Here is a 15,394-nt window from a genome sequence, read left to right as displayed (position 1 = left end):
GATTAATAATAGTTTAAAATTAAATAAATATTTTTAAATTGCAATCAATTTCTTATATTTTTTTTTCTATTAACAAATTTAATATTTAATATTTTATGAACAAGCCCCAACATTTACCTAGTACTATTCTTGTTTTATTAAATAAGATATGTAATCAAAAACCTCAAAAAAAGGCACTTGTATTCAACAATGAAAGTTTAAGTTATGAAGAATTAGATTTAAAATCTAATCAACTCGCCAATTATTTAAAAACAAAAGGTAACTTTCTCGATGTGCCGATTTGTTTTTCATTAGAACAATCGTTAGATAAAGTTATTGTTATGCTGGCAATCTGGAAGGCATCCGGCGGCTATGTTTCTCTTGACCCCTTATATCCTCAGTTAAGGCTCAAACATATGCTAGAAGATAGCAAAAGCCCAATTTTAATTACCACAAAAGCATTAGTGGAAAAATTTGATTTTTTTGATAAAGAAATTATTCTGATTGATGACACTCAAGAAGCCAATAGTATCAAAAAATCATCTGATCAGCGATTACCAGAAAATGATATCTACGACGCAATAGCCTATTTCGCATATACCTCGGGCAGTACGGGATTGCCAAAAGCTGTTATGGCTGAGCATAAAGGTTTAGTCAATTTTGTACACTATTTTGGTGAAGTACTCAATTGCAATTCTGATGATATTGCCCTGAATATTTCTTCCTCTAATTTTGATGGCATCGTTCTGGATCTTTGGGTACCTTTATCTCTGGGAATCACGGTTTATTTATATCCTGATAACAGGATTGTAGGTGATACATTGCTGGACTTTATTCGCAAAAACAAAATTACGGTTTTGCCTTATCTCCCTGTTTCTATATTGGCAACACTCCCTACGGACAAGAATATTGGTCAGTTGCGAAAAATTTTTACAGGTGGGGAAGCACCTTCTTCCAATGTGGTGCAGCCCTGGCGAAAATTGGTCAGCCTTATTAATATGTATGGCCCTACCGAAACTACGGTAGTTGTATGTACATTTGAATTCTCTGATGATTATCCTATAACAACAATTGGAAAACCATTAACCAATGTTGATTTTTATGTACTTGATGACCAGCTTAGACCTCTTGCTAAGGGAGAAATTGGACAACTCTATATTGGAGGGGTCCAGGCTTCAAGAGGATATTTAAATCAGTCCGAACTTACCGCCGAACGCTTCGTTTATTATACAAATGAATCAGGAGAAAGAAAAAGGGTATACAAAACAGGAGATCTTGTTAGAATGCTAAGCGATGGAAATATAGAATTCACAGGAAGAGCGGATCAGCAGGTTAAAATTCGGGGTTTCAGGGTCGAATTATCAGAGATTGAAAATACGATCCGTAAATCTGGATTAGTTGAAAATTCTTGTGTAATTGTCAAGGGAGATAGCCCCGACAATAAATCCCTTTTATGCTATTATAAAAAGAATTTCCAAAAGGATACTTTCCCGGAACATATTCGCACCTATTTGTATGAAAACTTACCCAGTTACATGATTCCATCACGATTTCTTTTGGTCGAAAATTTTCCCCTTACTTCAAATGGAAAAATCGACAGAACTGCTTTAAGCAATTATGATGCTGATCAGCAGGAACAAAGACAATCTTTTACAGCACCTTTCACCCAGATGCAAAACCAGTTGGCTGAAATCTGGAAATCCTTCCTGGGCATAAAAACCATAGGAATTAATGATAATTTTTTCCATTTTGGAGGCAACTCCATTTTAGCCTATAAATTGGTTTCATCTATCCGCCAGGAACTTCATCTCTCACTTCAGATTGCAGATTTGTTTTTGTATCCTACTATTTATGAACTGGAAAACTATATTATTACCAAGGGAGCAGATGCACAAACAGAGGAACCTATTATTGTAAATGATCTTGATATACCGGTAAAATTGTCTTTCCAGCAACAAAGCCTTTGGTTTTTGGATAAACTCCAGGGAAGTTTGCCTTATCACATAGGAGTACTATATCCGGTCACTGCGGACATTTCTATAACAATACTCGAAAAAGCATTCCGTTTATTGATTCAAAAGCACAATATCCTAAGAACTGTTATTCTTCAAGATGATAATAGTGTAGACCAATCCCTGATTAGCGCCGGGAACTGGACCTTACAGCGACCAGATAATCTAGAATCTTTACAAAAACTAATAGAAGTCCCTTTTAATCTTGAAAGAGATTATATGCTGCGAGCCTGTCTTATCCAGGAAGCGAAAGAATTGACTTCCTTATTTATTGTTATTCATCATATTGCAACAGATGGCTGGTCAATGTCTATATTAATTTCAGAATTAAACGAGTTGTACAATCAAATTCTGGATAAAAAAGAGAGTATCATAAACGATAACCACATACAATACCGCCATTATGCGAATTGGCAGCTTAGTAAGCCTCAAAGAGACAAGATAAACTCGTATATCCCTTTTTGGAAAAACTATCTCGAAGATGTTCCTGTCTTGCAAATAGCCCGGGATTTTCCTAAAGAGCATTTTCATAATACTACCGGGCGACAATACCATTTTAAAATAGATTCTGAATTGACCTCTCAAATACAAGAACTATCCAGAGAGCAAAATGCTACATTATACATGACATTACTATCGGCTTTTGGATTATTGATGCAGCATTACAGCGGGCAACACGATATTTGTATTGGTAGTCCAGCCGCCAACAGAATACCTTCAACAGTGGATCAAACCATTGGGTATTTTGTAAACACGCTTCCTATTCGCATTCAGATCGATGGAAACCCTGTTTACACATCATATCTGGAAGAGCTAAAAAAAATGCTCCTGCTTGTGTTTCAGCATCAGGAAGTTCCACTGGAAACGATTATAAATAATGTAATCAAAGATCGGTTTGCAGGTTACAATCCCCTATTTCAAACTATTTTTGTCTTACAGGACACTATCGATCAAAACTTTCATACCAAACCTATTGATGCAAACCATCCTAAATGGATTTATAACGGAAAATTAAAATTTGATCTTCAATTTGAAGTAACTCCTATAGACAATGAACTGCAACTAATAATAGAGTATGCTGATGCTTTATTCAAAGAAAGTACCATAGTGCAGATGACGGAAGATTTTACCACAATACTAAAATCTATTGTGGGGAATCCTCAAAAAAGAATTGGAGATTTTGAAATTTTACTCGAAAAGCACGATAACCAAGAGCCATCCAATCTTCTGTCCCATAATGAAAATGCTTTTGAAAAAACATTAGTGGGGATGTTTGAAGATCAGGTAAAACAAAACCCGGAAAAAATTGCACTTCTTTTAAACGGAGCACAACTCTCGTACCAGGAACTTCACTTACAATCTAATAAAGTAGCCCATCAGCTTATCGCAATGGGAGTCAAAAACAACGAATTTGTTGCCTGTTATCTTAGTCAGTCTATTGAGCGGATCATAGCTTTACTGGGGATTATAAAAGCCGGGGCTGCCTATGTTCCTTTAGATACTAATTACCCGATTGCAAGGGTTAATATCCTGTTAAGGGATACTAATCCCGCATTATTAATTACAGATGCAAAACTCATCGATATCGGCCAAAAAGTACCTGTTCCGGTATTAGATATTGAGCATATGCTCTCTTATGTACCTGCCTTAGAATCCCAAAAAAGTAGCTACACCGATACACATTCCCCATCAGATTTAATATATGTAATTCATACCTCGGGAACTACAGGGATACCAAAAGGAGTACTTATTGAACACAAAGCAATAAGCAATTTTATTATCCAGTACGGTGATATATTAGAAATAGGTTCAAATGATCGCACTTTGCAATTTTCTCCTTACAACTTCGATGGCTCGATTATAGATATCTGGATACCTCTTGCCAAAGGTGCTACGGTTTACCTCTACCCCAACAATAAATTATTGGGAGATTCTTTATCTGATTTTATTGCTGCGAACCATCTTACTGTTGTGCCCTATATATCTCCCTCAGTACTTTCGACTATTTCGCTTTCCGTACAATTCCCTCATTTACGTGTTATTGGTACAGGCGGAGAAACTTGTCCGGTTGCCATTAGTAAACACTGGATGCGTCAGCTTAAACTTGTCAATGGATATGGACCTACCGAGACTACAGTTGCCGTGAATCATTATGTTTATGATCATGTACATCCCGCAAATACTTTAGGAAATCCTATCGATAATATGAAATTTTATGTATTAGACCACTATATGCGCAAAGTTCCTGATGGCGTTACAGGCGAGCTTTATATCTCTGGAATACAATTATCAAGAGGCTATCTTAATCAGCCAGAACTAACTACTGAACGATTTATAACCAATCCTTTTATAAAAGATAAAAATTCAATCTACATCCGAATGTATAAAACCGGAGATCAGGTAAGAATACTGCCAGATGGTATGCTGGAATATGTTGGAAGAACCGATCATCAGGTTAAAATAAGAGGGTATCGTATAGAGGTTGCCGAAATAGAAACTGCCTTGCAGCAAGTAAAAGGCATAAAAAACGTGGTCGTTCAGGTTCATAAAGCTTCGCAAGACATACTCTCGTTACGAGCTTTTATTACAGGAGGAATCAATGTTAAAACAATCAAAGACGAACTGAGCAAAAAGTTACCTTTTTATATGATTCCCAATCAAATTATACCAATAGAAGCTGTTCCGGTGACTGCAAATGGAAAGCTCGACACAACTGCACTTTCATTATTGGCAGACAAGGCATTTGATCAGCAGGAGGAAGAATTACCCGTTAACTCCTATGAAGAAACAATCAGAGATATCTGGAGTGAGGTTTTAGAGCGCAAGATTACCTCACTGCGTGATGATTTTTTCCATTTAGGAGGCCATTCTTTATTACTGACCAGGCTTTATAATAAAATATCCAAACATTATCCATGCAGAATCTCTTTGAGTGAATTGTATATCAATAATACCATAAAAAAACTGGCACTATTAATCCAGGAAAGAGAATTAAGTACTATTGTAGATCAAAATGATTTTGAAGCCGATTCTCTAAGTGATGAAATTAAACAAGATGCTTATCTTGATCCTTCTGAATTCAATATCAATCTTAAAGACAAAGGAGATTTTGAAAATCCTAAATTTACCTTACTCACCGGTGTAACGGGTTTTGTGGGGATAAATATGCTGTCGGAACTTTTAGAATCAACATCGGCAGTTATTTATTTGCTTATTCGTGCCGATAATGAAAAACATGCCCGGGAACGTTTGCTAAAAACCATAAATGAACAGCTGCTCCCAGTTAGTTTATACAATAAAAAACGTGTAAAATTAATCACCGGAGATCTTTCAAAACCATTTTTAGGACTATCTCCTGATCAATATGACAAGCTCACCAAAACAATTGATGTAGTTTATCATGCAGGAAGTGCTGTTAATTTCATTCAGCCTTATTCCTACATGAAAGCGGCCAATATTGGTGCATTACACACTATAATTAAATTTGCAACAAACACAAGACTCAAACAAATCTGTTTGTTATCTACTGTTGGGGTATATAGTTGGGAACATTATTTTACCAAACCTGCTCTTATTATGGAAAGCGATTCTACATTATCGGCATTCAAATATCTGAGCCGGGACATGGGCTACATCCAAAGTAAATGGGTTATGGAACAAATTGCACTTCAAGCGATAAAGTTAGGTATCCCTATTATTATATTTAGATTGGGATATACGTTCTGCCATAGTATCACTGGGGCAACAGCCAAATACCAATGGTGGAGCTTACTGGTAAAATGCTGTGTCCAACTAAAACATTACCCAATACTTCTGGATCAAAAAGAAGAATTGGTTTCAGTTGATTTCATCAGTAAATCTATTGCCCATATCTCTAAAAATCCGAAAGCTATCGGCGAAATTTTTCATCTAAGTCCGGCGCCAAAAGACAACATGACCGTCATGGAATTTTTTGAAACCTTGCAAAAAGAGTTTGATACAGAACTAACCCCTTTACCTTATCAGCAGTGGATGAAATTATGGGAAAATGATGAAAAAAGTCCTCTATATCCACTTTTGAGTTTGTTTAAATTCAAGGTTTATGATAATAAATCAATTATCGAAATTCATCAGAACACACCTGATTTTGACATCAGTAATACTCTGAAATTTTTAGAAGGAACACATATTGATACTACTATTATAAACAGAAGTATACTGGAGGCTTATTGTAAGTATTTGGACCTTATTGAATAAAAACAACCAGTAAAATTTTTCTCTGCAATGGTTAATAAAATGGAAACTATAGTAGTTTACACTAAATTTAACGACCAAAATAGTACAGCCATTTATTGTAAATGGCTGTCTGTTTTATCACCTAAATTAAGAGATAAAAATCTTAAATTTTATAATTTAAATGATCGGGTTCGTAATTTACTCGGAAAACTCCTGCTCATTAAAGCGTTAGAGATTCTTGGATTTACAACTATTTCCCTGAATGATTTATATTATAGTGAATTTTCAAAGCCTTATTTATCTTCTGATTTCGATTTTAATATTACACACTCGGGCTCGTATGTATTTTGTGCAATTGGTTCTAAAGGATTAGGAATTGATATTGAGGAAATACTTCCTATTAATTTTAATTCGGTAAAAGAAACGATGACAGAAACCCAATGGGATATAATTAATAAAGCCAATTCTCCATTACAGGAATATTATAAATATTGGACAATAAAAGAAGCTGTTCTTAAAGCCGACGGCTGCGGGTTCTTTTCTTCTTTAGAAAAAGTAAGTATTAAAAAAAATACAGCACAAAGCGAAGGAAAAACATGGCACATTCACGAATTGTTATTTGATAATGACTATTGTGGATGTATTGCAACATCAGAATTACAAAATCTAGTCAAAATGATTTATATTAATTTTGATTAAAAAGTCAAAGAAGTCATCTAATTTTATAAGCGGTTACATTAAATCAATATTTAATGCTTCTATCTCCACTAAAAATCACCTGCAAATCATAATAAATTTTACCCTTTTAAAATTCTAATACACACTGAAATATTTCTTATATACTTTAAACAATTGAATACCTGCTAAAGCAATAAAAAAAAGCGGAATAAAAACAGGCAGTATGCCCTTTGAGAATTGATTTGGGTCTTGTAAAACAGACTGCAATATTATTATTACGCTAAGCATTCCTGTAAAAATACCCATTAAGGTTCCTGCGATATAATAATATTTCAGCTTCCTTTGAATGGTAATATATTTTTCATTGAGCAAATATAAATTCCAGCTGGTCCAAAAAGGCAATTGTAAAAAATTAAATCCATTTAAAATTACGCCAATTATAAATGGAGAATAAATCAAATATCGCTCTAAATAATAATCAGACTCTGCCGGGTGATTGAAATTCAAATAAAAAACAAACGCCAGAGTAAGCATGAACCCAACTGAAAACAGATCTATGATCCTCATGAGTTTTCTGTTTTTTATAAGCTCTCTGGCGAAAAGCAGCGTAAAATAAATCACAAAGGTTTCTATAAATATGACTCCAAACAAAAAGAAAACCAAATTATGAAGTCCTGATTTTGCATAGATTTCCAGTCCAACTAAGTTTAAGTATCCCAGCGGAACTGATCCGAGAAAACTCACCAGAAATCCAACGGAGATATTTTTTACCTTTTTCATTTCTAGAAATTCATTATTTTATTGTTTTGTGCCAAATGCAATCTGTACTCACGCATTCCCACTTTGTGATCTAAATAGGGAACGCCTTTTTTATGGTTTTCAACACTTATTTCATACATATAAGTAATATGTCGTGCCAGTTCTTTCCATGCAAACCAAACCGAATGTTTGGGGTCATAAATATGTGTAGGTTCGCTTGCCGCACCGTTTAATTCTACAATCTGGAAGTTTTCTCCTTGTTCTAATTCTTCAAAAGTGTTGTACATGATATCGAAACGCCCGAAATAAAATTCAGGAATTTGAGCAGCGAGCTCATTGATCATCTTGGTTAATTTTGGCGTAACCCAATGGCTGCCATCCAAAAATTTTGCGCCCCGGGCGTGATTGCCAAATGGAACTAAATTTATGGTTTCGCCTCTGGGTAATATCAGGTCCAATTGATCACCATATTCTTCTTTTAAAACATTAAACTGCAACTGAAATCTTGGCGTTTGTTTGATCAGATTTTCAATTGTTGATTTGCCATCACCTGTTACAATCAAAAACTCTTTAGAGACAATTCCGGTAATTTTTCCGTATTTTTCCAGCGGATGACGAACATAAAAAACACCCACTTCATTCTTGAATGGGATTAAATCCTGCAAAAGAAAATCAAAATTTGCTTTTTGGGCATAGTCTTTCAGCTCCGATATTGTTTTAATTTTTTTCACGCCCGAACCACGCAGGCCAATATCCGGCTTTGCAATTAACGGGAAATAGATTTCCCTTTCTAATACCTTATCTGCTATGGTTTTTAAATCCGTATTCTCTTTAATTAAAATGGTTTTCGGATAGCATTTTTCAGGAAGCAGATCATAAATCTGTTTTTTGCTTTCCATCATAAACCCGCCGTTTTTAATTTTCGGATTAGAGGCATTAAAGAAAAAAAACGATCTTGCTCTGATGGCATAATAGGCCCAAAGAAAATAGATAGGAACTATACAGAACCTGAAATGGCCAATATTCCCAATTGGTTATTTTATGAAAAAATAGTTTCATCTGAATGTTTTTAAATTCGAATAAATGAGGTTGAAAAATCTTCTGCTTTGACTAAATCATAATATTTCATTACCCCCCTATTTTGCTCTATTACGCTTTGGGTTACGCTCAGGGTTTTCATCCTATTTTCTCTATTGATAATTAAACCATTTTGAGTGTCTTCGCTGCTTGTGTTTCGATGAAAATCCAGCATTTCCAATGGTGATATTTCATTTTTATCTTTCAAAAAATCAAAAAACCAGTCTGATCTTTTCTTTCTTACCGGATCTGCATATAAAGTAACTGATGACCAAATATAGTTTCGGGATTCATCTAATATTGTGGTCTTTTTTTCAATGCCATCCCAAATCAATTCGTACAATTCTTTTTCCTGATACAAAACCAGCGTAAAAGGCTCAATATTATCCAGATCAATTTGTTTCCAAAAGTCCTTTGGAGAATCATCCGAAATAATGTCCAAAACAATTAGTCCGCGGCTTTTTCGATAAGGCAGTATCACATTGTGTTTTGCGATTCCGCCATTTAGCAAAACCAGAACTGTTCCGTTTTCATCCATGACAAACCAGGTTCCTCCCGCTTTTGAATCTTTTGGGTACATCATATTTTTTCCCTTATGCTTATAATTCCTGGGCATAATAGCACTGGGACGAATTACTTTTTCGTCCCTGTTTGAAGTGATCATTACAACTCCGTTATTATTTACAAAACTTACTGTACACATTGTTTTCTGTATGCTATGGTCGAGCGCGCTACACCAAAATTTTCATCAATGATAATATTTTCGAATTGCAAAACGGCCACTTTGATGAGCGCCTGATGATGCACACAATGCTCTAAATTATAGAGCAATTCTCTATAATAATTGCTTTGAATCCTCATGCTAAGACCATCAATAAACTGTTCGAGATAGATTATTTTGTTCTCGCTTTTCAATTCTTTTTTAATTTGAATAATGCATTTTTTAGCAAATTCTGTTTCGGTTTGAATTTGCTTATTTCTCTGGCGGTTGTCATAATTTAAAATTCCAGAATCATAACTTTGTTCCAGACATTGAAACATCTCCAGAATATGTCTTGTATGTTCGCCAATTGTGGCATTACTTAAAGCCTGGCAAGATTTTGAATAATCCTGATCTGACAATTGATCTAATAGATAAATTAACTCATCTAAACTCTGGCGTATTGATTCTAGTAACATGATCTTTTAATTTAGAAGATTAGACAATTTGTTTTTGTTGAAATAAAGCAAACCCAGGCAGCATAATAAGGTAATAATAGCCAGACTAAAAAGTAATCCGCCGTCATCTTTTACCACGAGTCCCAAAACAAATACATGTGATAAAATAGCTCCGGTCATTACCCCAATTCCACCCAAAGCACCAATCCAGGTTGTTTTTGGAATCATGATTAAAATTACAACTATCAATTCGGCTATTGCTGAACCAATTCTTCCGTAAGGTTCTACTCCTAGGGCAGTGAAAATATAGATGCTTTCTTCTGCTCCGCTGAACTTGAAATATAAGGTCTGCAATAAAATTACCGAGGCGGCAATTCTGAGAATCCATATTAAAATTTCCTTTTTCATGACCGTGTTATTTATAGATTTTTTTCCAGTTGTCATCTGCCTGTATTTTTAAATTTCCCTCGTCTTTATTCCAGCTTTTTAAGGTGTTGTTGAAAAAGGCATTGTAAAACAGAAAAAGTTTGCCATCAGTAATTTTAAACGTTTCGGGGTTTATTTCGACTTTTTCGCCAGTGCTCCCCATCGCATAAGCACACCAGCCACCGTATTGAGGTTCGTATTTTGATGGATTTTTCAGAAAAGCATTTTTATTTTCACCTGACGAAAAATTATAAATCACACCCTGGTAAGAAGCTGAGATCCCTTTTTTCCCTTTAACTGCTTTTCCCTGACTAAAATATCCTACCGGATCATAACCCTGAATGGCAGTTTTGTTTTCTAAATTATACTGGCTAGCTCTTTTGGCATCATTTTGAGCAGAAGAAACTCCAAAAACCAAAATCAATACAAATAATACTAACTTTTTCATTTTTTTTATTTTAAATTTTTTAATACTGAAACAAGTAATTCGGTCGTGATACGATGCTTAAAATCAGCAGAGACATATTCAAAAAGGATATCACTCTGGGGATTCACAACAAAAACGGACGGAACAGGTAAAAAACTAGTATTCATTCCATTAGAATTTACGTTAATTACACTTTTATAGTTTTCAGGAGCCTCAAAAGCAATTCCCATGGCTTTTATTAATTCTCCTTTTGAGTCAGAAAGTAAGGTATATTTTACTTTATCTTTTTCTGCTGTCATTTTTAAATTTTCAGCAGAATCAGGACTTACCGCAATAATTTGATATCCCAAATCCAGAACTTGCTTTTCGGCTTCAGCCAATGCCTGCAGATGCATATTGCAATACGGGCACCAGCCTCCACGATAAAAAACAAGAACTGTCTTTTTCTTTTTTAGCAGGTCTGAAATTTGTACATCTGTATTATCCGATGATTTTAAAGTAAGGTTTGGAATCTTCTCTCCTATTAGCAAAGGAGCGATATCAGTGGCAGATTTAGCAATCATGTTCTGCGCGTTAGCAGCCCAAGTAAGGATCGCTAAAAAAATAAAAAGTAATTTTTTCATAGTGTATGTTTTTACATCTTTTTAATAATGTAAAATTATCATACTATAAAAAAGCAAAATGTCGGCTAATTTACACTTAGCCCAAAATAATTATAATTTGGTAATATCTCGAATGATAATTTCTTTTCTGTTGTAGTTTAAAAGCTGATTGGTTTCCATCTCATTGAGCAATTGTGTAGCGGTTTGTCTGGAAGTACAGATAATCTGGGCAATATCATTTTGGGTTAGATAATTTTCAATGGCTACTGAATTTCCTTCTCTAACGCCTTCCTGTTCTGCCCAGTCTTTCAGGAATTGATACAATCTGGTTTTGGCATCCTTAGAAATTAGATTTGCATAATTGTTTTTAATGCGTTTCATTTTCAGTCCTACAAACTTGGTGTATGAAAGTGCTAAAGTCGGATTACGAAGCAATAAATCTTCAAAATCAGACATTAAAAAGCTGCAGATGGCAACATCGTCTGAAAGGACTTTTGCATATTCTTCGTTTTTATTATCTGTTTCCAAAGTCAGTTCACCAAACAAATCTCCTTTCTGGATAATGTCCTTTATAGTTTCGTTGCCATTACTATCCAGGGCAACAATCTTGATATTCCCCTTTTTAAGTAAAAAAATCCGGGGCACATCTGAAGATGAAAAATAAATAATTTCCCCTTTTGAGGCTTTTTTAAAACCTGTGATTATGCAAAGTTGTTTGATTTGAGAAAAACTCAAAGTCCTAAACAATTTATGATCACGCAAATACCAATATTTTAATTCTTCGTACATAAGAGATACATTATTTGGTAAATGTAAACAATTTGAAAAATAATTCGCTTCCATGTTTAAATCGCATATTCAAGCCCTATAAGTATATAGTAGCCTGATGCATAATTTACGATTAATAAAGTTACATTAAAAGTATAGTATCTAAACTGCTTTTCTGATCTAAACATATCACAACTAAAGAAAAAGAAATTTTAGCCTTCCATTTCATCTTTTCAGGCTGCTTTGATTGTGAAGATAACAGCGAAATTATTTTGACCATAGTAAGTTATCAAAAAATATCCCCTTAAAATACTCATCCACAATACCTTATAGTTAGTCCGGTTTTCTTTTAGTTTATTTCTTGGCTTATTTTAAAACCAAAAAGAATATTAAAGCGTAAATGACTTTATAACTTAAAAAAAGTAATTATGAAAACTGGAAAATTTTTAGCAGCAGCAATCCTGGCATTAGGATTTGGATTTACATCATTTGCACAAAAAACAGTAATGGTTGGTGGAGCGGCTATGTATCCTAATAAAAATATTATAGAAAATGCGGTAAACTCAAAGGATCATACCACCTTGGTAGCAGCAGTAAAAGCAGCAGGATTAGTTGAAACCCTGCAAGGTAAAGGTCCATTTACTGTTTTTGCACCGACAAATGAAGCTTTTAGTAAATTACCGGCCGGAACTGTTGAAACATTATTGAAACCTGAGAATATTAAAACATTGCAAACTATATTGACCTATCATGTAGTATCCGGTAAAATGAATAGTTCTGATATTGCAAAAGCAATAAAAGCCGGTAAAGGAAAAGCCACTTTAAAAACAGTGAGCGGCGGAACTTTAACTGCCTGGATGGATGGAAAAGATTTGTACATCAGTGACGAGAGCGGCAATAAGGCTAAAGTTACAATCTCAGATGTAAATCAATCCAATGGTGTTATACATGTAGTGGATACAGTACTGCTTCCGAAAATGTAATTTTCCGAGAATAAAATACAATTACAGAAAAAGCCCTGAAATTTCAGGGCTTTTTCTGTAATTACTATCCTGAACAATAGTAATAGTAGATTATATATGAGATACTGCTTAACATTTTATTGGCAGCTCAATATTTTAAATATAGGGAGCTGATGTCTTTTTTGATACAGAACCATAACCTGCAACGACTATCGGATCAGGTGCAAAAGTTGGGGGATTTAACCAAAAGATTAGATAATCTAACTAGAAATAGTAAATGTAATATTCTATGCTCTTATTTTAGATTTATCTAGCCCAGTCATTAATCCAATTACTCACAGTCTGACACCATTCATCATCATCATTCAAACACGGAATCGCTAAGAAATTCTCTCCTCCTTTTGCTTCAAAATCTTCTTTGGCTCGCATTGCGATTTCTTCCAGCGTTTCTAAACAATCTGAAACGAAAGCCGGAGTTACAACTGCCAATTTCTTGATCCCTTTTGCTGGCATTTTATCAACTTCAACATCGGTATAAGGTTCTAACCATTTGTCTCCCGCTAAACGCGATTGAAAAGTTAAACTGTATTTATCAGCTGGAAGTCCTAATAATTTCACCACTTGTTTTGTGGTTTCATAACATTGATGACGATAGCAGAAATCGTGTGCCGGCGAAGGTGTGTTACAGCAAGAGCCGTCAATTTTACAATGTGATTTGGTTACATCGGTTTTGCGAATGTGACGCTCCGGAATTCCGTGATACGAGAATAACAGATGATCGTAGTGGAATCCAACTAGATGTTTCTGGAGAGAATCAGCCAGATTCTTGATGTAATCCGGTTTGTTGTAAAACGCAGGAACATCGGTAAAAGTCATTTGTGGAAATTTCTTTTTACGAATTTCTTCCGCTTTAACCAAAATTGTCAATGTTGAAGCCATTGCATATTGCGGATATAAAGGAAAAAGTAATACTTCTGTGACTCCTTTATCATGTAATTCCTGTAGCCCTTTTTCAATTGTCATGCTGCCATAGCACATTGCTAACGAAACCGGAACATTTACTAAAGACTCTACTTTTTTCTGCATTCTTTCAGATAGCACCACTAACGGAGAACCTTCTTCCCACCAAATTTTAGTATAAGCATGTGCAGATTCTTCCGGTCTTTTTCTCAGGATAATGCCACGAACTAAAAAAGCTCGCAACAAATACGGAACATCGATCACGTGTTTGTCCATTAAAAACTCGTCTAAATATGGTTTTACATCTTTTGTAGTTGGACTTTCCGGAGATCCTAAGTTTACTAATAATACGCCTTTCATTTACTTTTTGCTTTGTTCTATAGAATAGATGTTAAAATTGTCGCGCAGATTTTGCAGATTGAGTAGATTAAAATTCGTGGATTGCTTCGCCCGTTCATTATCACCAGGCTCATAGCCAACAAAACTTAAACATTCGTATTAATCGACATCAGATATTTTTTTGGAGTTGTTGCAAACTTTTTCTTGAATCCTGCAATGAAATGGCTTCCTGTACTGTAACCTATTTTCAACCCCACTTCGTTTACATTGTAAGAACCGCTGTCAAGCAATTTTCTGGCGAAATCCATTTTATAGTCAAAAAGAAAACCGTAAACCGTATAGCCATAAATTTGTTTGAAACCCATTTTCAGTTTCTTCAGATTCAGACCAATTTCATCGGCTAATTCTTGTAAACCAGGCGGTTCAGCCATATTGGCGATGATAATTTCTTTGGCTTTTTTTATTTTCAATACATTACCTTCATCAATTAAAAACGGACAATGATGCGCATTTGGATCTTCGCTCCTGTTAAAAGATAAACTAAGTAATTCGTATCCTTTACCTTTACAATAAAGATTTTTTATGGATGGATGAAGGTTATAATGGAACAACTGGCTTAAAACAACTGCCATTGAAGGACTTATACAACCTTCATTATAATAATTTTTATACTTTTTATCAGGACTTAAAAAAGTAATATAATCTGCTTCAACAGAAAACAATGCATGAAATTTCCTAATTGAAATAATAACAGAAATCATCCACGAATTTGGTGAAAGCTCTAAATGAAATGGTAGCTCCTTTTGTGGATTGTATAAAAGAAAGGATTTTTCTTCTTGTAGTGCTAAATCATAATTACCATTATTAAATGAAAGTTTGGCGTTACCTTTAAGTACGAAATGAAACTGTATGAAATCAGTGGTTAGTTGACGGTGTGTAAAAAAAGGTTCTGGACCGTCATTCTGAAAACGGATAAGTGCAAAGTCGTTTTCAACTTTTATTTCTTCCTCCATTTTTGAAATAGCGAATAAT

13 protein-coding genes are annotated in these 15,394 nt (G+C 34.6%); 3 read left to right on the top strand and 10 right to left on the bottom strand.

Features of this window, described 5'->3' with window-relative positions; all coding sequences use genetic code 11:
• The first annotated feature begins 95 nt into the window (after positions 1–95).
• Both ACQY44_RS03485 and ACQY44_RS03480 read left to right on the top strand, forming a co-directional pair.
• The gene (locus ACQY44_RS03485; RefSeq protein ID WP_428229025.1) at positions 96–6,227 is read left to right on the top strand and encodes an amino acid adenylation domain-containing protein; all 6,132 of its coding nucleotides are present in this window, start codon (positions 96–98) and stop codon (positions 6,225–6,227) included.
• Positions 6,228–6,266: 39 nt separating this feature from the next.
• The gene (locus ACQY44_RS03480) at positions 6,267–6,905 is read left to right on the top strand and encodes a 4'-phosphopantetheinyl transferase family protein (protein ID WP_428229024.1); all 639 of its coding nucleotides are present in this window, start codon (positions 6,267–6,269) and stop codon (positions 6,903–6,905) included.
• Positions 6,906–7,019: 114 nt separating this feature from the next.
• Here the strand turns inward: ACQY44_RS03480 and ACQY44_RS03475 are convergent, their stop codons facing one another.
• The 8 genes from ACQY44_RS03475 to ACQY44_RS03440 form a co-directional block, all read right to left on the bottom strand.
• The gene (locus ACQY44_RS03475) at positions 7,020–7,664 is read right to left on the bottom strand and encodes a hypothetical protein (protein WP_428229023.1); all 645 of its coding nucleotides are present in this window, start codon (positions 7,662–7,664) and stop codon (positions 7,020–7,022) included.
• Between the two features lie 2 nt (positions 7,665–7,666).
• Positions 7,667–8,545 (bottom strand): D-alanine--D-alanine ligase, encoded by an 879-nt coding sequence (locus ACQY44_RS03470; protein ID WP_428229022.1) that lies wholly within the window; start codon positions 8,543–8,545, stop codon positions 7,667–7,669.
• Positions 8,546–8,712: 167 nt separating this feature from the next.
• Positions 8,713–9,423: an NRDE family protein gene (locus ACQY44_RS03465; protein WP_428229021.1), complete on the bottom strand. Its 711-nt coding sequence runs from the start codon at positions 9,421–9,423 to the stop codon at positions 8,713–8,715.
• Positions 9,411–9,899 (bottom strand): hypothetical protein, encoded by a 489-nt coding sequence (locus ACQY44_RS03460; protein ID WP_035688624.1) that lies wholly within the window; start codon positions 9,897–9,899, stop codon positions 9,411–9,413. The genes ACQY44_RS03465 and ACQY44_RS03460 overlap by 13 nt, the downstream gene beginning before the upstream one ends.
• 6 nt (positions 9,900–9,905) lie before the next feature.
• Entirely contained in the window at positions 9,906–10,286 is a 381-nt protein-coding gene (locus tag ACQY44_RS03455; protein ID WP_428229020.1) for a DoxX family protein, read from the bottom strand.
• Between the two features lie 7 nt (positions 10,287–10,293).
• Positions 10,294–10,752: a YHS domain-containing (seleno)protein gene (locus ACQY44_RS03450; RefSeq protein WP_428229019.1), complete on the bottom strand. Its 459-nt coding sequence runs from the start codon at positions 10,750–10,752 to the stop codon at positions 10,294–10,296.
• A gap of 5 nt (positions 10,753–10,757) precedes the next feature.
• On the bottom strand, positions 10,758–11,354 hold the full coding sequence (locus tag ACQY44_RS03445) for a peroxiredoxin-like family protein (RefSeq protein ID WP_428229018.1): 597 nt from the start codon (positions 11,352–11,354) through the stop codon (positions 10,758–10,760).
• A gap of 90 nt (positions 11,355–11,444) precedes the next feature.
• A complete protein-coding gene (locus ACQY44_RS03440; RefSeq protein ID WP_184164861.1) occupies positions 11,445–12,122 on the bottom strand; it encodes a Crp/Fnr family transcriptional regulator in 678 nt (225 codons plus the stop codon).
• A gap of 407 nt (positions 12,123–12,529) precedes the next feature.
• On the opposite strand from ACQY44_RS03440, the gene ACQY44_RS03435 reads away from it, so the two are divergent.
• A complete protein-coding gene (locus ACQY44_RS03435) occupies positions 12,530–13,084 on the top strand; it encodes a fasciclin domain-containing protein (protein WP_035688618.1) in 555 nt (184 codons plus the stop codon).
• 285 nt (positions 13,085–13,369) lie between these two features.
• Here ACQY44_RS03435 and hemH read toward each other — a convergent pair whose 3' ends face one another.
• Together hemH and ACQY44_RS03425 are read right to left on the bottom strand one after the other, a co-directional pair.
• Positions 13,370–14,383 carry a ferrochelatase gene (gene hemH, locus ACQY44_RS03430; protein ID WP_428229017.1) on the bottom strand — a complete coding sequence of 338 codons (1,014 nt, stop codon included), beginning with the start codon at positions 14,381–14,383 and terminating at the stop codon, positions 13,370–13,372.
• Between the two features lie 125 nt (positions 14,384–14,508).
• Positions 14,509–15,375 carry a helix-turn-helix transcriptional regulator gene (locus tag ACQY44_RS03425; RefSeq protein WP_428229610.1) on the bottom strand — a complete coding sequence of 289 codons (867 nt, stop codon included), beginning with the start codon at positions 15,373–15,375 and terminating at the stop codon, positions 14,509–14,511.
• Positions 15,376–15,394: the final 19 nt, after the last annotated feature.

The sequence above is a fragment of the Flavobacterium sp. genome (assembly GCF_965277525.1).
Classification (GTDB): Bacteria; Bacteroidota; Bacteroidia; order Flavobacteriales; family Flavobacteriaceae; genus Flavobacterium.
Note: the sequence above shows the minus strand (reverse complement) of the source record. Positions and strands in the feature narration are given on the sequence as shown.

Coding starts and splice junctions, on each gene's coding strand:
- ACQY44_RS03425 (WP_428229610.1), bottom strand. CDS start 15,375: ATGGAGGAAGAAATAAAAGTTGAAAACGACTTTGCACTTATCCGTTTT.
- ACQY44_RS03475 (WP_428229023.1), bottom strand. CDS start 7,664: ATGAAAAAGGTAAAAAATATCTCCGTTGGATTTCTGGTGAGTTTTCTC.
- ACQY44_RS03465 (WP_428229021.1), bottom strand. CDS start 9,423: ATGTGTACAGTAAGTTTTGTAAATAATAACGGAGTTGTAATGATCACT.
- ACQY44_RS03455 (WP_428229020.1), bottom strand. CDS start 10,286: ATGAAAAAGGAAATTTTAATATGGATTCTCAGAATTGCCGCCTCGGTA.
- ACQY44_RS03480 (WP_428229024.1), top strand. CDS start 6,267: ATGGAAACTATAGTAGTTTACACTAAATTTAACGACCAAAATAGTACA.
- hemH (WP_428229017.1), bottom strand. CDS start 14,383: ATGAAAGGCGTATTATTAGTAAACTTAGGATCTCCGGAAAGTCCAACT.
- ACQY44_RS03440 (WP_184164861.1), bottom strand. CDS start 12,122: ATGTACGAAGAATTAAAATATTGGTATTTGCGTGATCATAAATTGTTT.
- ACQY44_RS03485 (WP_428229025.1), top strand. CDS start 96: ATGAACAAGCCCCAACATTTACCTAGTACTATTCTTGTTTTATTAAAT.
- ACQY44_RS03450 (WP_428229019.1), bottom strand. CDS start 10,752: ATGAAAAAGTTAGTATTATTTGTATTGATTTTGGTTTTTGGAGTTTCT.
- ACQY44_RS03445 (WP_428229018.1), bottom strand. CDS start 11,354: ATGAAAAAATTACTTTTTATTTTTTTAGCGATCCTTACTTGGGCTGCT.
- ACQY44_RS03470 (WP_428229022.1), bottom strand. CDS start 8,545: ATGATGGAAAGCAAAAAACAGATTTATGATCTGCTTCCTGAAAAATGC.
- ACQY44_RS03460 (WP_035688624.1), bottom strand. CDS start 9,899: ATGTTACTAGAATCAATACGCCAGAGTTTAGATGAGTTAATTTATCTA.
- ACQY44_RS03435 (WP_035688618.1), top strand. CDS start 12,530: ATGAAAACTGGAAAATTTTTAGCAGCAGCAATCCTGGCATTAGGATTT.